This window comes from Desulfosporosinus sp. HMP52 (assembly GCF_000765145.1).
In the GTDB taxonomy this organism is placed as follows: domain Bacteria; phylum Bacillota; class Desulfitobacteriia; order Desulfitobacteriales; family Desulfitobacteriaceae; genus Desulfosporosinus.
In genome coordinates this window covers 45268-68333 of the sequence record NZ_JMGA01000011.1, presented here as the reverse complement: position 1 = coordinate 68333, position 23066 = coordinate 45268, and the positions used below count along the sequence as shown (strand labels likewise).

The following is a 23066-nucleotide window of genomic DNA, read 5'->3' as shown; positions in this document are numbered from 1 at the left end:
GGAAAACGATGTCTAGACAAGACCTCAGTGATTTTGAGATTGGCTATGAATATGTCCGAAAGCGCTATTCGTTTTTAGCCGAACATAGCTCCCAAGATTTATGGAAACTGGGAGTCGCATATATGCAGGCAAGGGGGGCTAACTCAGAGCTTTCCCGAGGTATGGGCTTCTATTTCCTGGAGTTAGGTATTAAAATCCGTCTTGTTGAGATTACATCAGATCATTAGAAATAAGCATGCCCCAGAAACGACAACGTTGTCATTCCGGACATGCTTTGCTTCGTGGATATTTAGAATCTATGATATACCTTTAAAGTAATTAGTCATTGGTACGCCTTTGTCTCATCGCCGATCCGGGCAGTTCTCAACTAACATCACTATACACGCAAGATAGTTTCTAACCTTTTATTGATTAATTGCATATCAAAGTTTCTATACCATTGGCTCTGAGCCCACTTCTGCATCGTTTTATAGTCAGCATGGTCCGGATCTGCCATGATTTTTAAAAATTCCAAGTATCCGGGAATGCCCCCCACATCTTCCGGTGGTGCATTACCTTCCCCCATTAAGCAAACCGGATAGGTTTTATTATATTCAGTATTTGTCCCTCGAATGGTAATTTCGTGCTCCCAGTTGTCGCCGTAATCATAGCAATACATTATTTTATAAGGCTGCCGGGCATATTGAGAGAAGTTAACCTCTGAATCTAATCGCATGGGGCAGTCCGGCCTTGGTTCAAAAACTTCTTCAAATTCACTAATCACCTTTAAAACGCACTTACTTGCCTCATCAAAAATATTAAAATCATACAAATGATAACTTTTCCAACCAAATACAGCTTGTAATATGATATGAAGCTGTTTGAACGTAATATCTACAGGAGTAATAACTCGTCTCCAGGCTGTGTGGCGATCTAAATTCAGCTTGACCATTATATCGACTGCCTCACACTTAACGATTTCTTCCCCGGCAAAACGCTTGAAATCTCTGTATAAAAGGGCGTGTGGGAATGTATAATCAGATTCCTGGGGGATTTTCATGAGGTCATCATTCATCCTTTGGGCAACATTAGTCTGATAAAGTTCCTTTGTTTCTAAGCGATCATCAAATATGTTTACCCGTTCACAGGCTTTATTGAGGCGAGCGACATATTTAGCACCTCTTGTCTTTGAAAATACAAACTCTCCAGCTGCTTTCAAATATCTTTCGATGATTTCGCTCTTTATTTTCTCGTCTCGCAAACAATTTCTAATTCCTTGGACAAGTAACTCATTGATGTGTTTGAAATCCTTGGCTTTCAAACCATGCAGAACAAATCCATAGCGATTGCTGTCATTGACTGCGACAAGTGTCTTTCTGCGCTTCACCGTGATTAAATGCACGCTCCAACAAAATAAATCGTTTTCTTCAGTTCCTTTTCCGGGCACTATTCCCATTTCGTCATATAGTTTTTTTGTACAGCATATTTGCATTTTTTTCCTCCTAAGTCCAAGAACTTAATCCTATATCTAATTAAGACGAGATTCTAAGCCTTTTTAGATGTTCGCTTCGCTACGCTGCACGGGTTATATCCTCCTGCGTACAATTTACCAAGCCTCATTCCCACAAGAGCCGCGAGCTCTTTTATTGTGGTCACTCCCCTGGCAGATAAGGCTGATAATAGGACATTGCCACAGGCAATGGCATCTTCTAAGGCGTTATGATGGGCAAAATCATGGTTTAGAAATCTGCAAACCGTATCAAGTTTATAGTTATCTAAGCCACTCCACGTCTTAAGTGCCGTTTTATAGGTACATAAATAGTCTATTTCAGGATATGGGATTTCATATAAGTCCAAAACATGACGCAACACCGACATATCAAAGGAAGCGTTGTGCGCAATAACATAAGCATTATCAAATAGAGGGCTAATCTGCCCATAAATGAAATCGAATTCCGGAGCATCTTTTACATCTTGCGCTTTAATTCCATGGATTGAGACATTCAAAGGGTCAAAGTAACTATACCGGGGATGTGGTTTTATCAGCCAATAGTTAGTATCGACAATCTGTCCTTCTTCTAGAACTGCAATTCCAACCGAGCAGGCGCTGCCAATAAATCCGTTCGCAGTTTCAAAATCTATACACACGGCTCTCATTGAACGTTCCTCCCATTTCTCTGCATTCTTTGAGCAAGCCAATCAGAAAATTGTCTTTTGCACAGTTTCTAGCACTCTTTACTCATACATTATTTCTGCTTTTTTCCGCTAAACCCTGCTGCAGTTATTGCTATTCTTACAAAATGTTAATTAAAGACTTAAAGAGAACCTAAGAAAAGCAGGCAAACAAAAGGACTGACGTGTTGCAAGCACGCCAGCCCAGCAGATTGAACCATTCCTCTGTGCCCAATAACCATTATCAAATTTTGAAACGACCAACGACAAGCTTAAGATCACTCGAAAGATCATTCAATGCACTCATATTCGCACTTACCTCTTGGAAAGAAGCTGTCTGTTCTTGTACCGCAGCCGCAACGTTTTGTGTGTTGCTGGAGTTATTCGTCACAACTTCGGAAATCTTACTTGCCGAACTTGCAATTGTTCCGAATTGTTTTTTGACTGACAAATTAATGGACTCAATTTCTTTGGCATCTATATAAGTAGTTTCAGCTTTGTTAACTATTTCACTTAATTTACTCATCACAACATCCATGCTTTGAGACTGACTTTCAATACTCTCAGCCATTTGTGCCATGTTATCTCTTACCATGACTGTTTGACCGGTGATATTGGTTATAATTTCGGATATTTGTACTGTAGCTTGACTTGTACCCTCTGCTAGTTTTCTTATTTCTCCTGCAACTACCGCGAATCCTCTTCCGGACTCACCCGCACGAGCCGCCTCTATTGCGGCATTTAACGCCAGTAAATTAGTTTGACTAGATATGTTATTGATTATCTCCAAAATACCTTTAATATCATTGGAATAGCCTTCAAGCCTTTTTACTGATGTATTTGCATCTGCTAAGCTCGAAACAACTTTCGTTAAGTCTCTTGATTGAAGCTCCAGAAGTTGATTTCCTTCTCCCGCAGAAGCTTTAGAACTTGCCGAACCCTGAAGCAGCTTCTCAGCCTTATAAAGCACCTTTCCCACATCATCATTCATCTGTTCCACCAAAGCATTGAGACTGCCTATCATTTCAGTTTGCTCTACGCTGCCGTTAGAAACTTCCATTACGGCATTGGCAATCATTTCTGTGGACTTTGACAGTTCATAGCTAGTTCCGGAAATACCCTGCATCGAGTTACTAAGCACATCGGAGGACTTTGATATCTTAATGACTATCTCCCTAATGCTAGCTAAGAAGTTGTTGAAATGCAGGATCAATTCACCAAGTTCATCCTGTCTTACAATTTTGATCATCGTCGTTAAATCACCGTTTCCAGAAGAAATACCTTTCATTTCCATGGATAGACGTTCAATCGGACGTATTACTTGTGCCCTAACCATAATCACACCAAATATTCCGAAGAAAACCGTGATTAAGAGCATAATATTGCTAATAACTTTTGCATTGGTTACTTTACTCTGGGATAGGGTCGAATATGCACCAACAAGTTGGTCAACTTCAGCTACAAAGCTATCCACTGAATCCTCAATACTACTTAGTCCTTGTTTACTTCCATCCCTGGCTATCACTTCATAGGCAGTTTTGTATTGATTACTCCATTTGCCTTCAATGGCTTGCAATTTTTCCAGCATTTCTGGCTGTTCTAGTTTCTTTAGTCCAAGAGATTCATCCCCATTGATCAATGACTTAATCAAGTTATCAAAGAACGCAACCCTTTCCAGTAACTCTTTACTCTTTGTTTGTTGATCAACTCCACCAATAATAATTCGTTCTGAAAGGAATGCCATTCTGTAGCTGTTTGCTCTCAATTTTCCGGCGCTGTTTACAAAGACAGCATCACTGTCTAATGATTTGTAGGTGATTAAATTCAATCCAACGGTTGCAATTGATAGAAAAACCATAATAGAAAACACTAATAACAGTTTAGTCTTGAGTTTCAATTTTATCATCCCTTCACATCATCCTGCATTATCATCCATTGTTTTTACGGCTAATGTAAAGCCTCCAAACGACTCATAGTTAATCGAAGGAAAAAGCGCCACTATGTACTACCTTTGAGCAACCTTAACCACAATTGGGTCCAGATTCAACGGTATCTACTACTTTATCAGCAAGCTAAAACTTGATGTTATTGTAATCCAACTATCCTCATTTCTTGTTTTCCTTCCTATATATATTATTTCTCTGGTGATAAGTTAAGTTTAGATCAAAATTAAAAGATGTATCGTGATAGTTGTGATATTTTTACTGTGAAAAAAGTCACACTCATCTAACAACTCATGGATAAAATCGGATGAAGCATATTTTAATAGAATGATCTTAATCTTAATACTCCCAGATTGGTCTGGGATTTTACATTTTACATCGGTGATCTTAGCAAAGCAAAGTACTCCGGGCCCAGTCAAATAGCTCGGAGTACTTTGCTTTGCTCTCCAATATTCATTTGCACAAAAACTTTTCCGTTTAGACTATCCGCAATCCCGATTCCGATATAACAGTTGCTTCTATGTCCTGACGCATAGAGGGCTTGCCCTCCGGACTAAGGTGATCCAAAACATTCAGCCAATACGATGAAACTGAGTATAAATATCCTATAGTTTCGCTCCACTACACTCTTATTTCACTTTAAAGGTTATTATGGTTGATTTAGTATTATCTGTTATTGCGGTTTCTTCGTAAATGTATGGCTGAATTAGTGCTGTTACTTTTACGCTATACGAATGACCTGAAATCAGTATAGACCCTTCTATTTTAACACTGTCTTCAGAAGTCTCTTCATAGAATATTGGGTTATTGTCCGTTGAGTCTGCCACTTCGATCTTGTATCTGACTATTGGTAGGTTTCTATTATCGACCCAGCCGGTCTTCACCCATTTTAAGATCACGTCCGCTTTCGGAAGTTCAGAAGCGTTTTGGGGAGATGTTACAACGGGTGGAGTCAAGGTATGAATTGTAACAGATCTCCCGTATAATACCTGTTCCATATTACTTGAACTAAGCTGTTTATAATTTGGATCACTTCTGTTTGTACCACTTGTAGCATAAAGTGAAATTCCATATTTGTGACCTTCAGTAAGAAGATTCGCAGGGATGGTATAACTATTTACATTGCCTACATAAGCCGAAAAGATACTCTTCATTTCCACATTGGACATATCTCGGATATATAAGAAAAAGTTAGGTGAGCTTCCATTCCACTTGATTATAAGATTTTTCTTGGGATGAACACTATAAGTTGATGGGGCTTCAATGTTGAACCAATCAGGTACTTCTGAAACATTTGGATCAGTTGCTCCTAACACCTGGTCTCCACTTTTTTGTGGTTTTTTTGTGGGCTGTGCTACTGGAGCTTTAGTCTGGTTTGGTTCTGAATTTACACTTGACTGCTTATCAGTACTTTTAACAGTCAAGTTATTCGTTGTGGGCTCACTTGGTATACTTGATTCTGGTTTTGGCTCTTCCTGAATTTCTTCTGAGATGGGTATAACAACGGCTTTATCCTTAGAAATTGATTGTGTGCTGCAACCCATTAATAGAACCGAAAGAGTAGATATTATTACAACTATTTTTTTCAAACTCATCCTCCTTACGCTCCTTTAAGGAATAATTCGCTTAGGACTAGGAATTTACTCTATTCATTGTTTGGTAAATAGATCCAAATATGGGCTCAGATAGCAAGGAGACATGACCCTATCCCCTGTTGTCTCTCGAGGTTTAATTCAGTATAAAAAAAACTGACATTGTCAGTTTTCCGAATTCCTTAAAATTAAGGCAGCACTTCCGTACTTATTTAATACTATGGGATAGGCATACTTTTCAATTACAATATCTATGCGCTTATTTGTAAGTTTTTGGAGCTCATCTCTAAAGACTGACAGTGATCGGTAATCAACATTGTCCTCAATGAGGATGTCTATGTCATTAGACATTTCTCCTCTTGCCGTAGAACCGAATACTCCCAATTTGCTCGATTTGAATTTCTTAAATAAATTATTTCGAAGCATAATACTTTCTAATTCAGATATCTGATGATTTTGCCCAGGCATTCAGATCACATCCTCTTGTCATTATCTAAGACTTTTTGTTTAACTGTTCAGCCAATGCCCATAATACTTAGCCTGGAAGTTTAAAACGAATCGGTGATCTTCTGCAAGGCAAAGTACTCCGTCAAATAGCTCGGAGTACTTTGCTTTGCTCTTATCTACTTCTCCCCATCCCCAGCATATGGAACGATACTCTTCTTAACATTCCGCACTCCGCCCAGGGGATTTGAGACATCCCCCTCATAACGGGGAATAACATGAATATGCGCGTGAAAAACGCTCTGTCCTGCAGCTGCTCCCACGTTAACCCCCACATTGTAGGCGACGGGATGGAAGCGGCTATCTAACAAATCTTTTACTTCCTGAACTAATCTCCAGGTGCCCAGAACTTCTTCTTCCGTTAGGTCAAAGAAGCTTACGACATGCCTCTTGGGAATAATCAGAACATGCCCTTCATTAACTGGGAACTTATCAAAAAAGGCCAGGGCTAGATCGTTCTGGACAAGGATAGCTATCTCTGGGAGCTTGCAAAAAATACATTCACCTATTTTCCTCCCCTTCTTTCCTAAAGGTGTGATTTTCTCTCTTGCGGGTTTTTTTCCGAAGTCCCTTTTCTTGTCGTTTTTCATACATTTCCCGGATCCAGACACTTACAGGAGCCTTCCACTGTTCACTTTTAGTAGGTATGTTTTTTATTAAACTTCTGGGATTTAAACCCATCTCTTTAGCCATTTTCAAGGTTTCTTCGTTAAGCCTGCATTTCTTTTTTGCTTCGGCCCATTCTGCATCCTTCTTAATAGTAGCCAATGACTTAATATCGCATCCATTTCCACATCTCGGCTACACTGGCTGTTTTTCCATACATTAGCATCCCTACTCGAAATAATTTTGCGGCAGCTTTAATCACCAATAATGTCGTAAATAATAAGATTATTGCCGCAACAACAAGTTCCCAGGTAGGAACCTCCGCTAAACCAAGTCGCAGTATAGTAATGGTCGGACTGGTTAAAGGGAAGAATGTACCTATTTGAGCCGCTAGACCATTAGGGTTCGAAATCACCGGACCAACAAATATAAATCCTAGCATGGGTAACATAAAGACCATGCCTTGGGTATTGCTGGCACTTTGCATATCCGTCATAGTTGAACCAATCCCCACAAAAAGCGCAGCAAATAGCAGATAACCCGTTAAGGCAAAGAATATCAAGATTGGTAATTGACCCAGAGAAATCATAGCCCAGACGGGTATATCCATAAAATACCAAGCTGCCGGCAATCCAATAGAAAGCCAAAGCACCAGTTGGGAAATTCCCAAGAGAAAGTGACCGATAATCTTACCTTGCATTAAGTTATCCGAGCTTACCGAGGAAAGGATGATCTCTGCCATTCGATCTTGTTTTTCTTGTAAGGCACTTTGCAAAAGCATGGCACCTGAGGTGAAAATCAAAAACAGGACGATTCCTGCTAGGGCTATTGATACACCAATGCGGTTGGATTGATCTCCGTTGCTCTCACCACCAATATGCACTGATGACAGAAGGGCCGGTGAGGTTAAGTAGGCGACCTGCTCTTGTTTTATTCCTATTTCTTGAACCCTTAGTCCTTGTAATAAATTACTTAATAAACCTTGTAATTCCTTAAACATGACTTTTTTTTCAGCAGTGTGAACTTGAACTTGGCCTGTTTTTAGAAAGGCTTGGTTCAAGATAAAATATCCCGTGGCTTCTTCTTCCAAGACTAATTCATCTAATTCTGCTAGTTCCCCCTGATACTGCACAAACTTAAGATTTGTATCCGTTGCAGCTTCCACTAATTGCCCGAACTCAGAGATTTCATCAATGACATAAAAGACTTCCTGTTGAGGTTTATCTAACTTAGAGATCAATTGGGGCACGCCGGCAAAGAGAAGCATAATGATAGGGGTCAGTAATAGGCCAATCAAGAATTGCTTGTTCGTAAAATTTCTCGTAAATTCCCATTTAGCGATTTTCCAAGTTAATTTCATCCGAGGACCCTCCTTTGGCAATTCTTACGAAGATATCATGTAAGGAGATCCTAGCCACAGAGAGTTCATCGATGGGTGATTCCGGTGGTATAGTGGCCAAAAATTGGGCCGGTGCAGTATTATCCTTTAATACTAAGGACCATTTCTTTCCCAGCCTCTGAAAACTCTGAACCAAGGGGGATCGGGTTAATTCGGGAATCTCCTGTTCGGCAATTATGTTTACCTGATAACTGCCATACTGGGCCTTGATATCTTGAAGAGGGCCATATAATACCTTTTCCCCTTTGTTGATGATAAATATTCGATTACAGATTTCTTCGACTAAATTCATTTGATGACTGGATATCAAGATGGCCATGCCCTGATCCGCCAACTGACGAATTTCCTGTTTGAAAACATCCTGACTTACGGGATCTAAGCCAGAAAAGGGCTCATCTAAGACAACCAGAGCAGGTTGGTGCAGTACGGAGGCGATAAACTGGACCTTTTGAGCCATGCCCTTGGAAAGCTGTTGAACTTTAGAGTTCGCTTTGTCGGCCAATTGAAATTTTTCTAACCATTCCATGATTCTCTTTCTTGCTATGACTTTATCTAAACCTTTTAGGCCAGATAAAAACAGTAAAATCTCCATTACCTTGGCTTCTTTATAAAGACCCCTTTCCTCAGGTAGATATCCAACACTGGCTTGAGGAATTCGGTTTCTGCTCTCTCCATTTAAGAAGAAATGTAGTTCGCCTTGATCGGGAGCAGTAATTCCCATGATCATTCTAATCGTAGTCGTCTTGCCGGCCCCATTAGGACCCATAATACCCATGATTTCCCCCGCTTTAACTGCAAAGGAAATATCGTTGATCACTTTTACCCCATCATAGGTTTTGTTGATGTTTTTGACGTCTAAAGTGTTGTTCATTTATGCACTCCTAGCTTAGTAAAGTTCTTGGGCACCTACGCGACTTACAAAGCGCTTAATCCTTTCCACTCCTAAGGCAAATTCCATGAGGGCATGACGTTGTTTGCGTTTAACATTAAGAACTGGTTTAGTTATACCCTATGAGTCATCATTCCATGACTTATCAGGGCTTGTCTAACTCCTAATTAGATATGAATTCATCCCTCAGGCGATTCTGGCCTCAGAGACAACATTTGTCATATATTTTCGTTTTCGCCGAACTTCACGCATTTCCTTCCATCAATCACCAAATATTTCAAAAGCTAGCAAAGGGCACCAATCAGATTAAAAACTCTGATTGGTGCCCTTTCAAGCTTCATTTGATGGTACTGGGAGTCGTTTCCGTTTCATATGGCCAGCTATTGATACCGCCTAAATCATAGACATTGGTATAATTCATATTGGCGAGTGCCTGAGCGGCAATAGCGCTTCGATTTCCGCTTCGACAATAAACGAATATGGCTGCATCCTTGTCTTTAAGCTTTTCCGTTGCCTGTGTCTCGATAGTCTCAACGGGGATTAACAAACTTCCGGGGATATGCTTCTCTGCGTATTCGGCTTCAGACCTTACATCCAGCAGAATGATACCATTTTCATTGTCTAAACGTTTCTTGGCAGTTTCACTGGTAATAGTTTGATAGGCAGGATTCTTGTCAGATTCAGATTGTACTGGTGAACACCCTGCCAAGCTTAGGAAACTTACAAAAACTAAAACGGTGAATATCTGGATGATTTTTTTCAAGTTAGTTTTCTCCTCAATCTTTATAGTTGCCTTTTTCACTATTAGTTTAACTCACTTCGTTTAGTAAAGAAAATCATCCTGCTATCCAATTGTTGGAATACTTAAGGATATATCTCGCAATGCTGTCCTTCAGCAGGTAAACTAAATCCCCATTCGTCCCACCGCCAGACATCTATCTCGATACTTCCCTTCTTCGACGACCATCACATTCAAACTGTCATCATCCCAATCCCGGATCGCTAAAGATATTATTGGCCGATCTAATGCCGAGCTTTCCCGAGGCATGGGCTTCTATTTCCTAGAGTCAGGCATTAAAATCCGCCTGGCTGAGATTATCTCTGACAATTAGAAAAGTTGGCTGCCTCTACGAAAGAGGATGAATCGAAAGGGATAGACATATAACAAAGCAAAGTTTTGAAAGTGGCTTAGAAGGGGTGATTTTACCCCTTCTATTTGTTTATAATGGTTATGGGTGATTTTGATGAAATCTATTTTTAGGACGATGGCTTTAGGAGCTATATTCATCTATTTGTATGTTTTTCTTGCTCAATACTTTACTTTACTAATGAAAAAATATAATCCATTCATAGAAATTATCTTTTTTATAGTTACGTTTGGAATAGCACTAAAAATCGTTATTTTAATTATTAGGACTTTGCAGAAGGGCGACTCAAAATAAGAATGGATATTTAAAGGAGACATTCATTTTTGTTCTTTTGCTGAATACTGTTCTATCGCTTCTTCAACATACTGATTCAATGATTTGCCCTCTATCTAGGCCCTTTGTGCTGCTTGTTTATGAAGCTCAGGGGTTATTCTTACATTAAAGCTACCTTTATACATCTTTTCAGGTTCTTTACCGTTCAAATTGCACAGTTCAAGATAATCCTCAACCGCTCCTTCAAATGCTGACTTTAGTTCACTGACACTACTGCCTTCATAACTGATTGAATCATTTATGCCTTCAATCTGGTAGCACAAGGCACAAGGGGACGGTTCTTCTGTGTCAATGTCTAAGCCTTTCGAAGCAGCATGTCAATCGCTGAAATTAACATGCCGTTTATTTTATTCCAATTTCCAGAGTCATGGTGCCACACTATCCAATACTCGTAGTCGGAAAATACTTCACGCCAAACCAAAACGATTATCTAAGATTTAATACTTCTATGATATATTGTCCAGGGTCATTTTTACTCAAAGCAATTAGCGAATTGTTTTGGAAGAAGAGGTTTTGGACATAACCATTGGTAGAAATCGAACCTATCTGTTTAAATACTCTATTAAGGTCAGTACCATAATCAAAAACCATGATCCCCTTCCCAGCTTTATTCCCCAGGTAGAACTTATTGTTTGCCAAATCAAACGTTACGTCTGTGAACTTAGTATTCAGGGATGTAACATGTCCTAGATTAGCATCAAATATTTCGCCTGAACCGTTAAATACATAGTTTCCATCCGGAGACAATCTAAAGTTTGTTGCCATATTATAATCCCCGTGATAGGGAGAATCTTTCTGCGATTGTACTAATCCATTTAAAACATCAAAATACTCCATATCTCTCGGCGAAGAATCTGTATCCACCGAGTAAATTCTATTTATCAGAGGGTGCATTTCAGACGGACTCCAGAACCTTGTATTACCGGAACTTGCGACTTTTTGGCCATCTTCCGTAAAACTATCGATCGGTTCCCATTGATTTGAACCCGGCATTGTATAGATATACCCGTCGTGATCCACTACAATATCGTAAGGGTCAGTGTTTATGGCAAATTGTGTGATTAATGTAAACGTCTTAGTATCAACTATGGCGATTCCGCCTTCTAATGGGGATGTTGTATAATACTGATGTCCAGACTTAAGCAAGGCTATATAAAGTTTTTCTTTAGCATAGGTTAGTCGTTCTGGAGCAAGATCAAACTGCATAAAGGAAATTGTTTTCGTTTGATAATTTACTGCATAAAGTCTACGATTAGCATTATCTGTCATATAGAGAATTGGCTTAACTAAATCAAGCACTGAATCTGCAGGGATAAATCCTAAAGTGGCTATCGTGATAGGGATCGGGACAGCTTCAACGGTGGATTTAGGAAGCTTGATTGTTTGACCCACCATCAAACGATTCGGATCAATTCCTGGATTCACTGCAAGGAGCTCCGAAAGAGGAACTTTTTTAGCCAGCGCTATCTTGTAGAACGTATCCCCCGTCTGTATGGTATAAATCTCCAAGGTATTAAGTTGCCGTTGTATAGCACTCCAGGTTAATGGACCAACAATGCCATCAGGCACTAGGCCGTTATTTTGCTGAAATTGGATTACAGCCGCTGTTGTTTTTGATCCAAAAATTCCGTCATTTGGTCCCGGGTTATACCCTAGGCTTATTAAACTGGTCTGCAGTAATCTTACATCGTCTCCCCATGTCCCCCGCCTTAATGTCCGCAACTTTGTCACCCGCCCCACTCTTTCATTAATTCCTAATAGTATATGGATTTAATACCTAAGTGTTAGTGTTAGTGTGGTGAGCACAAGGCGAGCACAAGGGGACGGTTCTTCTGTGTCAATGTCTAAGCCTTTCGGACAATGTGAAATGGAAAGCCAGTGATCCTGCATATTTGCCTTAGACTTAATCCATCATTTCTTAAACAACTAAATATATTGTTTCGTGCATCCTGGTCCATCTTCTGTAAAGCCGTTACTGGTTTACCTTTCATTATTCTCTTGGTGATTTCATATGCTTCTCTTTCGCTGATTCGTTTTGTCTTATCGCAATCGAGGCAGTGGTCTTCGTTACCCTCTTCTGTGAGTTTTTTAAGTCCTTCAATTGCTTTTTTCTTTTCGCTATGTACAATGCTTAAGATTAGACTGGTATCAGGAAATGTGGCAGTATTTCGATCCGCTTTGTAATAAGCAGAACAACTGCTCCATTCATATTCCTCTGGTTTGCTGATAACGAATGCTTTAACCGGATTCTCGTGGATGTAGCGAATGACTGTTAGTAGGTATACGTCGTCCTCCACGCATTCACTCTTAAACCGATCTTGAAACACGTGTCCAATTCTTTCGTATTTCCAGTTGTACCAGTAAGCGTAACTTATACCCAAGCGTTTCATAAACACTGATATATCGCCATAGCCTTCTCTTAGCAATAAATGAACATGATTGGTCATCAAGCAATACCCTAGCACGCTTACCCCGCTGTCTAGCGATAACTTTTTTGTGGTATCCAGGTATCTCAGAAAATCATCTTCTTCGTGAAAAATATCCTGCTGGCCGACTCCCCGTACTATAACATGGTAGATTCCTGTTTCACTCTTCTTTCTTGGCTTCCTTGGCATTCCTTCACGCCCTTCTCTCCTTTTCTCAAATTCTACCATGCATTCAAATTTGACTCAAGAGAACCGTCCCCCTGTGCCCCATTCACTGCGATGTGTATAGTATAACACCCTTGAAAAGGAGCGTCATTTTATCAGTCTGGAGAGTTCCTTGAACAGAGGTGTACCCGATTGCTTTATCAAATCAAAAAAGACTGTTTCTGTGTTGGTAACTACTGCTCCCATAGAGGACATCAGGGATAATCCATTTAGATAATTCCCCTTAGTTCTTGAACACACCGCATCACCCACTACGAAAACCTGGTAGCCATTGGCCAGTAAATCCCTGACCGTTTGAAAAACACAAACATGGGTTTCCGTTCCTGTGATCAGGATTTTCTTTCGTCCCAGTCCCTTCAGTGCCGAAGTTACCTCACTTGTCCAACCTGAAAAGGTCATCTTTTCGTAGGTCAACGATCCCTCGAGTTGGCTACTTAGCTCTGAAACAGTCTTCCCCAGGCCTTTAGGATATTGCTCTGTGGCAAGGATAGGAATACCTAATTTCTTGGCAACGGAAATTAATGTGTTGGTGTTTTGAATAACCTTTTCTCCGTATTTCATCACAGGAACTAATTTTTCTTGGATATCGATGACCAATAGGACAACTTCAGCCTCATTTAGAACATATTTGTTCAAGGTTAACACTCCTCTCCAATATTATTCGGACATGATTCCTAAAGCATCCTCGTTGCTAAGCACTTGTGCCAGTAACGTCAACACATCCAAACCATTCCTTTGTTTTCACTCGTAATCCGGGTATGCTCACTATATTCAACAAACCGGCGATTTCTCCTTCAAGCCCTTGTTACTCCTTGCCCTATGGTCTTCCACTGTCTTCCGGAGGTCCGCCTTCTTCTGCAGGTCCTTGGCCATTGTCCCTTATTTAGATACAAAGGGATTGCCCTCTACCCAAAAACGCCATGGATAGTGTACGGCTTCTCTGCTGTTATTAATACCTATTCTTGGACCTACGGCAATGGACCCTACTTCTTTCCCTTCCGCTATAAAAAGTGGATACTCAAACATCCCTCTCCCGTAATCTTCCTTAACTATACCTAGAGATTTAGTTAACTTTCCCGGTCCATTTGTTAACTCCGGTTCTTTTTTTACTTTTCCCCGGCGTTGATACATCAGATCAAATCCGGAACAGGGCTCCAGGGCTCTGATTAACACCGCCTCTGGGTACCCGATTTCTCCACTAACTACATTCATAAGACAATGGGTATGCATAACATAAGTGTAGGCATACCCAGGTGGTCCAAACATTACTTCAGTTCTTTTAGTCCTTCGGTTGCCATAACTATGGGCCGCCCGGTCTTCCGGTCCAATGTAGGCTTCAGTTTCTACAATCCATCCCGACGCTGTGCCAAACTCTGTTTCCTTCACTAGCAATTTCCCCAATAAAGCAGAAGCTAAGCTAAGGGTAGGTTGTTGAAAAAAAGCATAGTCTATCGGTTGAAATGTCATATTCGTTACCTCGTAATCTTTTTTCCACTTTATCCTTCTTTTTGGCATTTTACAATGATAAAACTCACAGGAGGTTTATTTTCCTATTCTTAGTTGACTCATAGGGGAATTACTCTTTTTCTGATATTACTCTAGCGTCATTGTACACTCATATTAGCTTAGTTATTCTTTAATTGTTTTTATGCTGAGACATTTTAAAGACCGCCGAATTCCTTATGTTACAAAGGTATCGGCGGCCTTTTTCCTTTTATCTTCTATAAGTCAGGAAATGAGGACTTTAATTATAAAACAAAAGAGTTAACTTACGAATGCACCTAGGATTAGAACAACCCTGTAATTGTTCCGTCAGCATTAATATCCATTCTCGTGGCTGCCGGTCGTTTTGGTAATCCCGGCATGGTCATAATCGTACCTGTAACTGCAACCAGGAACCCGGCACCGGCGGAAAGACGCAATTCCCGAACAGTGATGGTAAAACCTGTCGGTCTGCCTAAGCGAGTGGGATCGTCAGTGAAAGAATACTGAGTCTTGGCCATGCAAATCGGCAAATTACCATAACCCATTTCCACATATTTCTTCATAGAAGCTTGAGCAGCTTTATCGAAGATAACTCCATCTGCCCCATAAATATCTTTGGCTATTTTCTGGATTTTCTCTTCAATGGACAAATCTAATTCATAGAGCACCTTAAATTTAGCTTCTTCCCGTTGGAGCACGGAAAGGACTGTTTCAGCAAGCTCAACGCCTCCTTCTCCACCGCGCATAAACACTTCGGAAAGGGCAACTTCTGCCCCTAACTCCTGGCATCTCTCGCGAACTAGGTTTAGTTCAGCTTCCGAATCTGTTGGGAATCTATTGATAGCCACAACCGCTGGCACACCGAATTTCGCCATGTTTTCAATGTGTTTTTCGAGATTGACTACCCCTCGTGCCAAGGCTCCCAAGTCTTCTGTACCTAATTGATCTTTAGCCAGGCCGCCGTTCATCTTTAAGGCCCGAACAGTTGCCACAATGACAACAGCCTCAGGTTTCAAGCCACCATAACGGCATTTTAGATCAAAAAACTTTTCTGCCCCCAGGTCTGCTCCAAAACCGGCTTCTGTGACCAGATAATCTGCCAGTTTTAGACCAAGTTTTGTGGCCATGATGCTATTACACCCGTGGGCAATATTGGCAAACGGTCCGCCATGAATAAAGACTGGGGTATTTTCTAAAGTTTGGACAAGATTTGGTTTAATTGCATCTTTCATGAGAAGCGCCATGGCTCCTTCCGCTTCTAAATCATGAGCGGTTACAGGTTCTCCTTCATAGGTATAAGCTACGACAATCTTGCCAAATCGTTCTTTGAGATCCATAAGGTCCTTTGCCAAGCAGAGAATGGCCATGACCTCCGAGGCTACTGTAATGTCATACCCGCTTTCACGGGGTACTCCTTCCATCTTGCCCCCTAAGCCCATGACAATTTTACGTAAGGCGCGGTCATTCATATCCACAACACGACGGAAAACCACTTGCCGCGGATCAATATTTAAAGGATTTCCTTGTTGAATACTGTTGTCCAGCATCGCTGCTAAGAGACTATGGGCTGAAGTAATGGCATGAAAATCTCCCGTGAAATGGAGATTAATATCTTCCATAGGCACAACTTGAGCATATCCGCCTCCAGCCGCTCCGCCTTTAACTCCGAAACACGGCCCTAGAGATGGTTCCCGTACCGCAATCATTGCCTTCTTGCCCATTTTCGAGAGTGCTTGCCCTAATCCTACTGTAGTTGTCGTTTTACCTTCTCCGGCGGGGGTAGGATTAATTGCGGTAACTAAGATGAGCTTGCCATTGGGCTTATCTTTTAAGCGGTTCCAAACACTTAAATTGATTTTGGCTTTATACTTGCCATATAACTCTACCTCATCGTCTTTTAAGTCAAGGTTTTTGGCGATCTCCAGGATTGGTTTCATTACTGCTGCTTGGGCGATTTCGATGTCACTTTTCATGTTGCATTCTCCTATTCTTGCTTAATTATTTTTATTCAGATACCAACACACCGAGATACACCTTATTTACTCCTTATTACTCGCGAGTTTTGTACTTACTCCCATAATCATGATGCAGCTGATTCCCATTAAAACGCCGTCCAAAATTAAGGGGGTTCCCCAACTTCCTGTACTATCTCGAATTGCTCCCGAAATCACTGGAGATAATACGGCTCCTATTTCCGATACAAGATTCAGCATTCCAAAAGCAGCTCCCCGCAAATGAACGGGAGCAATTTCTGAAGTAAGAGCGTGAGCAACTGCTTGTAAAGCAAAAAAGATTAAACCTGAAACAAAGAGAATAATCGATTGGACAACCATATCATTTCTTCCGGACATGACATAGGCAGCAAAAACAAAGATAAACACCGTCAATAGAGCTTCCATACCGATTAAGACATTGCGGCGACCATTGGGTTTATGGGCTACCATATCAGAAATCTTTCCCCCTAAAGGAAAACCGATTACTCCAGCAATAGCGTTAAAGGAGATAACCAAGAGGGCAGATGCCAGAGTACCGCCACCAAAATCCTTGATTACAGCTCCTCCCCAAAAACCATAAAACCAGAGATGCCATAACACCGCAATATAGGAGACATAGATAAGCACAAGGTTTTTGTCCTTTAAAATCGGGTTGACTTCATTGCCTTTCCTGATAAAGATAAAAGCAATTAAGACAAAGGCTAAACAGGTTAGGATAACTGCAATCATCACATCATTTAAATGCATAGCATCTGTGATAAAATAAACAGCCATAATCGCTACCAAGAAGACAAGGGCATATTTTAGCAAGTTGAATAAGGCCTTGCCAAAATTCTCTGACCCTAAATTTCCTTGAGGCTTTAGAGCCTGACGGATAAAGACTGCTGCAATAATTGTAACTGTTCCCAAGATAAGAAAAGGGGCTTTCCAAGCGTTGACACCCATCACCGGTTGAGCTAACTCAATTAAGTATACTGTCCCTACCAAGGCTCCCGACAAGCCCACAGTAAGTCCGCCCATTACTACTCCCATACCCAAGCCCAGCTTATTGGGCGGAGTCACCTCGGCAACCAGGGAGCGGTCATTTGAGTAGAGAACTCCTTCGCCAAGTCCAGTGAAAACCCTCAAGGCAATAAATGCCACCAAGCCACCGGTTAAGCCCGTCAATAGGGTGGTGATACCAGCCCAAAAGATACTGATAACGACGATTGTCCTATAACCATATTTATCCCCAAAGTACCCTCCTGGAAATTGGGTCAGCATATATCCGGCGAAAAATAAGCTTCCCAACAGTCCACCCAGGGCATGAGGGTTACTGGCAGCTTCTAAAAAACCAACGTTATTGGCAATCATCCAAGTAACCACCGGGCCAGTCAATGTTCGGTCAGCATAGGATACTACCCAACCAATAAAGAGCATGATCCAAATCGTGTGATACTTTTGCCAGCCCTTCTCTTTAAGCACCGCCATTTTAACCATCTCCTCCTATAATCCATTCTTAATAGGTAAGAAGTAGTTATATCTTCTTCTGAGTGATTAGTTCCTCAACTGTTTGAACCTCAGCAAAATCTTACAAATGCTTAGAAACTGAGAAAATTTCATCAGTTGTAACAGCCATTTCCTTTAGTCTCTACTGTCCAAGCTTTAAGAGGAAAGAGAGATGAAGCATGTCATCTCTCTTAATTTTTGAGACTCATTAGACCTAACTTAGGAGTCAGTCTATGCCTTTCTAGCCGCGATCTCATTTTGCATTTCAGCAAGGCTTTTAGGAGTAATTCTGAAAAGAAGAGTGATGAGGATTAATGCTACTAACATGATGACTGCAGGGATTAGGGTTAATCCATTCTTTATAGATTCTACCAGTAAAGGTGTTGCCTCCATATTGGCAACATATCCTGCTCCGGCAAGTACACCCGTGATTATGACGCTTCTGACAAGAATTGCTACTTTGATCGGGAAATTGATTAAGGACATGATGAATCCTCTGGCATTCTTACCTGTTTTCCATTCACCGTAGTCAACGGTAGATGAATACATAACTACACCTAAGGCATCAGGCATGCCGTATCCCAAATAGGCAATGAACATAATGACCATGAAGGAGATATAATTCATAGGTAAAGCCCAGACAGCCAACAGCCCCACTATAAAGATTGAGAGGGATAAAATGTAGGTATTTCTCTCGCCGAATTTTTTGGCAAGTGGGTTAGCAATCAAGGCCCCGACGAAAGTTACTACGTTTAGCCCAGTCATGAAAACAGCAATAACGGCCAGATTATTAACTACGTATTTAAAGTAATAGAACGCTAAGCCAAAGATAACAAACCTGCCTAAATATCTTCCAATTTCACCTAACATCAAGCCAATAAGCGGCGGATTGACGATGATCTGTTTCAACATTTCGCCAATGGACATTTTCTTTTCAATTTGACCTGTTTGAACAGAAGTTCCATGAAAAGCATAGTCTTTGGTCATAAAGAACAAGGTATAATAACAAGCAATCATGACAGCACCTGTAATTACTACGGTAAGGGTATATCCCATGGCAGGATTGCCTTTACCAAGTGACAGGATCATCTTCATACCAATTAAAGAAAATGCAATAGCACCTAGAGAATTAAACATCCCTCTATTCGTTGACATGGCGATTCTTTCTTCTCGGACTGTTGTCATTGACGAGTTTAAGGCCACATGCCCGGCGTAGAAAATATTCCAAATTAAGTGACTGACTGCGAATCCGATGGTAATGATAATAGCATTGATTGTTGGGGAGCCGATTTTAGAAAACTGTAAAATGAAGAACAAAGCCGCAAAGGGTGGACCCACAAGCAACCAGGAACGATATTTACCCCATCTCATATTGCTCTTTTCCAAAAGGACTCCGGCTGTAGGAACCCACAGAATATCACAGATACTGGTAATCAATAAGACAGTGCCGACCAGGGCCATAGGGAGCTTAGCAAAATCAGTTAGAAACGCCGCAAAATAGAACACTTCCATATTGACGAATAACTGAAATCCGAAAGATGGTAATCCGTAAAGATTGATAACGGACTTCTTTAATCCCTTTTCCATAGTAAAATCTCCTCTCAAATCATTTCTTTTTACTATCTCTTATCTTCCGTAAACCTTACTCCCTTCTGTTTAAAACTCAGATTTGTTTCCCAACTGGGAATATTCAGAAATATACGGGGTTAAATGGAGGGCAACCTCCGTCCTCGATTTAGTATTTCTTTGCAGCTTAGTGCAATGATTTTACGAGGTACAGTGTTGCCCTATAACACTTCATTAAAGACCTACAATAACAAATCCATAATAAAAGTAAACATTGCGTCTTCATATTTCACAATTTTTGGCGCGATCGCTTGTTCAGGTTTTCCCTCTAATTCCGGATGTTCTGCCAAATATTCTTCCCAGGTTGTGTAGTATTTGGTATCCATTTCATCCTCTCCTTTCAAGGTTAGTAGGTTCCGTTTTCATGCACATAGTCCAAGACAGCTCTGAGATTTTCTACTACCGGACCATTGATATCCAAATGGATAATGCTCTTATCCGCCTGCCACCAATATCTTCCGCCAGGAGCGAGTATATCCAATAATTCCTTGGCTTTATCTACACACTGTTGCTTTGTCCCGGTTTGCAGCAATGTCACAGGATAGAGTCCCGAAATAATGTGCTTTTTACCGAGCTTTTCTTTAATAAGTTTCGGATCTCCGTATTCAAACCTCATGATGGTATTTTCCGGCAATTCATATAGGTAGTCGATGTATCTCATCCAATCTTGTTCCACAAATAATTGGACACTTTGTCCCATCCCAGCCAAGGTTTCCACCATCTTTTTAAAGGTTGGCCAGTATAAGGCAGCAAAGTCCTTTTCCCGCAAATAGGGAGCCATGTGAAGGGGAACAAAGGTGTAGCCTAACATAGAAGGGTTCGGCAGCGTACCTTTTTTAATCATTAGGGGCAGTACTGCTTCACAAGCAGCCGCAACTTTATCCGGATACCGGCGAACATCCCCTGAAATCCCTTTAAAGCTTCTAAGAAAATCAGACATAAAGTCAAAGGGAGCTTCTGTCAAAGCACCAACCATAGTAGCAAAACCATATTTTGCGTTCATTTTTGCTCTTATTGCTCCTAATGAAGCTAGATCGTCGGCTTGAGCCTTCATTGCTTTGGCTAAGGCCATTGCCACTTTTCCGGGAGGCCCGTTAAACTCCGTGTACAATCTGGGCAAAATGGTTTCGACTATACAGTCGTAAGGGGAGGCAATAAACTCGTCGTATTCCTCAGCCAACATGCCAACCACATCCGGATGCTGCATGAATCCGCTGGAACTCATGACAATAGGAGTAGAGCCTAAAATTTGATAATGGGAGGGAATTCTGATCGAACCGCCAGGATAGGTGTCAGTATAGAAATCTTGACAAAACTTATCGTAGACTGGCTCTAACTTTGTTAAATCCCATTGACATTCAGCTAAGTCCAACCCCGCATACTGAATTGCAAAGTCCTGAGTTGCAGGATTACTAATCGGTACTCTTTTGGGAGTGTTTCCACTGAACAGATCTTTAAATAATTGGTTTCGTTCATTTGTCCTTGCTATGGCATCAGTCATCTTAACTCACCCACCCTTGACAAGTTTTCAGCCCTTCTGCGGCGTTTGTAGTAAAAGCATCTGCGCCGATTTGTTTACAGGCATCTTCATTGACAGGATTTCCACCAATAATGATCTTTACACTATCCCTTAAACCTGCTTCCGTGATGGCCTTGACTGTTTCTTTCATAGAATCAATCGCCAGGGTCAAAACCCCGCTCATCCCGACAATTTGTGGCTTAACTTCTTTTACTTTCTCAACAAATGCACTTGGAGATACGTCAACCCCTAATTCGTATACGTCAAAACCAGCAGCCTCGGCCATACTGCCAAAAATATTTTTTCCAATGTCGTGTAAATCTCCTTGAACGGTACCAATGACAATAGATCCTACTTTTTCCGTGGCTACATCGTTTAGGACAGGTTTTAACAGATCAATAGTCTTGGATAGCAATTCTCCGGCAAAAATCAAGTCGCCCACATAGTACTCATTTTTTTCGAACAACTCTCCGACGATCCCCATGCCTTGCTGGCAGGCAAAAACAATCTTTTGTGCCTCTTCACCGCTGGGGTTTGTCGCTACAAAGTCCTCAATCATGGTTATGATAGTTTTTTCGTCAAGGTCTCCTACTGCTTGAGTTAGTGCCTGTAAATCGATCATGATGAAACCTCCTCTAATTAGTTAAATCGTCTCTTTAAAATGTTGTATAGTATGGTGTTGTTCCATCGGGAGAAAAAGTACTCTTAGATACACCATTATTTATCTGTATATACAAGTTGGTTGCAAAAAAATTCTTCCGCCCAGTCTTATTCTTGTACTTTTACAGGACCAATCTTGTTTTTACGGTAAGCATTCAAGTAATTTCTGCAAAAGCGGTCCTTTCCCATTAAAGCATCTGTTACATACAAAGTCGTCACTATATCTCGGTTACAGGGATCTAGGATGGCTGAATCCATTCCTGCATACATTGCCAAGGTTAAGAAGTGTTGATTAATGACTTTTCTTAAAGGTGCTCCAAAGGATATATTACTCAAACCTGAAGTTACTTTAATTGTAGGAAATAAGGATTTTACTTCCTTTAAGGTCTCCACAAAGTTTACTAGAGACTGATTATCTGCGGATAGGGCCATCACAAGGGGATCAATATGGATTCGGTCAGGAGTTATATCATATTTAAGGGCTTTTTCAACCATGACCTCAGTAATTACCACCCTTGTTCGAGTGTCTTTAGGGATACCCCTATTATCACAAGTTAAGGCAATAACTTCCCATTTTGTGCCTTTAATGATGGGGTAAATTATTTCACATTTCCCCCCTTCCTCAGATACCGAGTTTATTAATCCTGGTCGCTTAGCATAGGGAAAAACTTTCTCAATAATCAGTGGATTAGGGCTATCAATACAAAGGGGCGTATCCACAGCATTCTGCACAATGTGCATAAGCCATATTAAAGTTTCTTCTTCTATTTCCGGTGAAGTGCTGGCACAGATATCAAGATAATCTGCACCTGCTTCCGTCTGCCGTAGGGCCAGGTCACGAATAAACTCTTCATCCTTTTGCTCTATGGCTTTCTTAACACTCGGGATTGTTCCATTAATTTTTTCTCCGATAATAATCATAAAAGACATCCCTCCCCGAAGCATATCTATTCCTGTATATACATGTATCTTGTTCATATATTAGCAATATTCAATATTTTTGTCAAATTATCTTTTTCACAAAAGCCAATATTGTAAATTTTTAAAATATTAAATTCCTGAGCTAGTCTTTTATGCT

At 40.8% G+C, this 23066-nt stretch carries 23 protein-coding genes; 1 reads left to right on the top strand and 22 read right to left on the bottom strand.

All coding sequences use genetic code 11. The features are described 5' to 3' along the window. Window positions 1-8 precede the first annotated feature (8 nt). On the top strand, window positions 9-227 hold the full coding sequence (locus DP73_RS04235) for a hypothetical protein (RefSeq protein WP_034597719.1): 219 nt from the start codon (window positions 9-11) through the stop codon (window positions 225-227). Between the two features lie 149 nt (window positions 228-376). On the opposite strand, the gene DP73_RS04230 is transcribed toward DP73_RS04235, so the two are convergent. The 22 genes from DP73_RS04230 to DP73_RS04130 form a co-directional block, all read right to left on the bottom strand. Next, window positions 377-1471: a plasmid pRiA4b ORF-3 family protein gene (locus DP73_RS04230; RefSeq protein WP_034597717.1), complete on the bottom strand. Its 1095-nt coding sequence runs from the start codon at window positions 1469-1471 to the stop codon at window positions 377-379. A gap of 53 nt (window positions 1472-1524) precedes the next feature. Next, window positions 1525-2136 (bottom strand): 3'-5' exonuclease, encoded by a 612-nt coding sequence (locus DP73_RS04225; RefSeq protein WP_034597715.1) that lies wholly within the window; start codon window positions 2134-2136, stop codon window positions 1525-1527. A gap of 259 nt (window positions 2137-2395) precedes the next feature. After that, window positions 2396-4057: a methyl-accepting chemotaxis protein gene (locus DP73_RS04220; protein WP_034597712.1), complete on the bottom strand. Its 1662-nt coding sequence runs from the start codon at window positions 4055-4057 to the stop codon at window positions 2396-2398. Window positions 4058-4723: 666 nt separating this feature from the next. Next, window positions 4724-5683, bottom strand: a complete 960-nt coding sequence (locus DP73_RS04215; protein ID WP_034597710.1) for a hypothetical protein — start codon at window positions 5681-5683, stop codon at window positions 4724-4726. A gap of 168 nt (window positions 5684-5851) precedes the next feature. Then, window positions 5852-6154, bottom strand: a complete 303-nt coding sequence (locus DP73_RS04210) for a nucleotidyltransferase domain-containing protein (protein WP_052090391.1) — start codon at window positions 6152-6154, stop codon at window positions 5852-5854. Between the two features lie 155 nt (window positions 6155-6309). Beyond that, window positions 6310-6699: an HIT family protein gene (locus tag DP73_RS04205; RefSeq protein WP_034597748.1), complete on the bottom strand. Its 390-nt coding sequence runs from the start codon at window positions 6697-6699 to the stop codon at window positions 6310-6312. A gap of 263 nt (window positions 6700-6962) precedes the next feature. Continuing rightward, window positions 6963-8156, bottom strand: coding sequence for an ABC transporter permease (locus DP73_RS04200; RefSeq protein ID WP_034597709.1), 1194 nt, complete (start codon window positions 8154-8156; stop codon window positions 6963-6965). After that, entirely contained in the window at window positions 8131-9066 is a 936-nt protein-coding gene (locus DP73_RS04195; RefSeq protein WP_034597707.1) for an ATP-binding cassette domain-containing protein, read from the bottom strand. The genes DP73_RS04200 and DP73_RS04195 overlap by 26 nt, the downstream gene beginning before the upstream one ends. Before the next feature lie 355 nt (window positions 9067-9421). Next, window positions 9422-9847: a rhodanese-like domain-containing protein gene (locus DP73_RS04190; RefSeq protein WP_034597706.1), complete on the bottom strand. Its 426-nt coding sequence runs from the start codon at window positions 9845-9847 to the stop codon at window positions 9422-9424. A gap of 141 nt (window positions 9848-9988) precedes the next feature. Next, the gene (locus DP73_RS23330) at window positions 9989-10132 is read right to left on the bottom strand and encodes a hypothetical protein (RefSeq protein ID WP_165574380.1); all 144 of its coding nucleotides are present in this window, start codon (window positions 10130-10132) and stop codon (window positions 9989-9991) included. Window positions 10133-10621: 489 nt separating this feature from the next. Further along, on the bottom strand, window positions 10622-10828 hold the full coding sequence (locus DP73_RS24160; protein WP_282432651.1) for a type II toxin-antitoxin system HicB family antitoxin: 207 nt from the start codon (window positions 10826-10828) through the stop codon (window positions 10622-10624). A gap of 163 nt (window positions 10829-10991) precedes the next feature. Then, window positions 10992-12296, bottom strand: coding sequence for a peptidoglycan-binding protein (locus tag DP73_RS04175; protein WP_034597703.1), 1305 nt, complete (start codon window positions 12294-12296; stop codon window positions 10992-10994). A 113-nt stretch (window positions 12297-12409) separates the two neighbouring features. Continuing rightward, window positions 12410-13180 carry a transposase gene (locus DP73_RS04170; RefSeq protein WP_034597747.1) on the bottom strand — a complete coding sequence of 257 codons (771 nt, stop codon included), beginning with the start codon at window positions 13178-13180 and terminating at the stop codon, window positions 12410-12412. A gap of 123 nt (window positions 13181-13303) precedes the next feature. Further along, window positions 13304-13852, bottom strand: a complete 549-nt coding sequence (locus tag DP73_RS04165) for a hydrolase (RefSeq protein WP_034597701.1) — start codon at window positions 13850-13852, stop codon at window positions 13304-13306. 243 nt (window positions 13853-14095) lie between these two features. Next, window positions 14096-14683 carry a DNA-3-methyladenine glycosylase gene (locus DP73_RS04160; protein WP_034597698.1) on the bottom strand — a complete coding sequence of 196 codons (588 nt, stop codon included), beginning with the start codon at window positions 14681-14683 and terminating at the stop codon, window positions 14096-14098. 320 nt (window positions 14684-15003) lie between these two features. Continuing rightward, entirely contained in the window at window positions 15004-16674 is a 1671-nt protein-coding gene (locus DP73_RS04155) for a formate--tetrahydrofolate ligase (protein ID WP_034597696.1), read from the bottom strand. Window positions 16675-16740: 66 nt separating this feature from the next. Continuing rightward, complete coding sequence (locus tag DP73_RS04150; protein WP_034597694.1) at window positions 16741-18165, bottom strand: MFS transporter; 1425 nt, start codon at window positions 18163-18165, stop codon at window positions 16741-16743. A gap of 249 nt (window positions 18166-18414) precedes the next feature. Beyond that, entirely contained in the window at window positions 18415-19770 is a 1356-nt protein-coding gene (locus DP73_RS04145; RefSeq protein WP_034597692.1) for a glycoside-pentoside-hexuronide (GPH):cation symporter, read from the bottom strand. A gap of 221 nt (window positions 19771-19991) precedes the next feature. After that, window positions 19992-20135 (bottom strand): hypothetical protein, encoded by a 144-nt coding sequence (locus tag DP73_RS23325; protein WP_014904243.1) that lies wholly within the window; start codon window positions 20133-20135, stop codon window positions 19992-19994. 20 nt (window positions 20136-20155) lie between these two features. After that, the gene (locus DP73_RS04140) at window positions 20156-21310 is read right to left on the bottom strand and encodes a uroporphyrinogen decarboxylase (protein ID WP_034597690.1); all 1155 of its coding nucleotides are present in this window, start codon (window positions 21308-21310) and stop codon (window positions 20156-20158) included. Window position 21311: 1 nt separating this feature from the next. Continuing rightward, complete coding sequence (locus DP73_RS04135) at window positions 21312-21950, bottom strand: cobalamin-dependent protein (RefSeq protein WP_034597689.1); 639 nt, start codon at window positions 21948-21950, stop codon at window positions 21312-21314. Window positions 21951-22096: 146 nt separating this feature from the next. Beyond that, window positions 22097-22909 carry a methyltetrahydrofolate cobalamin methyltransferase gene (locus DP73_RS04130; protein ID WP_034597687.1) on the bottom strand — a complete coding sequence of 271 codons (813 nt, stop codon included), beginning with the start codon at window positions 22907-22909 and terminating at the stop codon, window positions 22097-22099. Window positions 22910-23066: the final 157 nt, after the last annotated feature.

Coding starts and splice junctions, on each gene's coding strand:
- DP73_RS04145 (WP_034597692.1), bottom strand. CDS start 19,770: ATGGAAAAGGGATTAAAGAAGTCCGTTATCAATCTTTACGGATTACCA.
- DP73_RS04210 (WP_052090391.1), bottom strand. CDS start 6,154: ATGCCTGGGCAAAATCATCAGATATCTGAATTAGAAAGTATTATGCTT.
- DP73_RS04170 (WP_034597747.1), bottom strand. CDS start 13,180: ATGCCAAGGAAGCCAAGAAAGAAGAGTGAAACAGGAATCTACCATGTT.
- DP73_RS04160 (WP_034597698.1), bottom strand. CDS start 14,683: ATGACATTTCAACCGATAGACTATGCTTTTTTTCAACAACCTACCCTT.
- DP73_RS04135 (WP_034597689.1), bottom strand. CDS start 21,950: ATGATCGATTTACAGGCACTAACTCAAGCAGTAGGAGACCTTGACGAA.
- DP73_RS23330 (WP_165574380.1), bottom strand. CDS start 10,132: ATGCCTCGGGAAAGCTCGGCATTAGATCGGCCAATAATATCTTTAGCG.
- DP73_RS04235 (WP_034597719.1), top strand. CDS start 9: ATGTCTAGACAAGACCTCAGTGATTTTGAGATTGGCTATGAATATGTC.
- DP73_RS04220 (WP_034597712.1), bottom strand. CDS start 4,057: ATGATAAAATTGAAACTCAAGACTAAACTGTTATTAGTGTTTTCTATT.
- DP73_RS04225 (WP_034597715.1), bottom strand. CDS start 2,136: ATGAGAGCCGTGTGTATAGATTTTGAAACTGCGAACGGATTTATTGGC.
- DP73_RS04200 (WP_034597709.1), bottom strand. CDS start 8,156: ATGAAATTAACTTGGAAAATCGCTAAATGGGAATTTACGAGAAATTTT.
- DP73_RS04230 (WP_034597717.1), bottom strand. CDS start 1,471: ATGCAAATATGCTGTACAAAAAAACTATATGACGAAATGGGAATAGTG.
- DP73_RS04195 (WP_034597707.1), bottom strand. CDS start 9,066: ATGAACAACACTTTAGACGTCAAAAACATCAACAAAACCTATGATGGG.
- DP73_RS04130 (WP_034597687.1), bottom strand. CDS start 22,909: ATGATTATTATCGGAGAAAAAATTAATGGAACAATCCCGAGTGTTAAG.
- DP73_RS23325 (WP_014904243.1), bottom strand. CDS start 20,135: ATGGATACCAAATACTACACAACCTGGGAAGAATATTTGGCAGAACAT.
- DP73_RS04155 (WP_034597696.1), bottom strand. CDS start 16,674: ATGAAAAGTGACATCGAAATCGCCCAAGCAGCAGTAATGAAACCAATC.
- DP73_RS04150 (WP_034597694.1), bottom strand. CDS start 18,165: ATGGCGGTGCTTAAAGAGAAGGGCTGGCAAAAGTATCACACGATTTGG.
- DP73_RS04140 (WP_034597690.1), bottom strand. CDS start 21,310: ATGACTGATGCCATAGCAAGGACAAATGAACGAAACCAATTATTTAAA.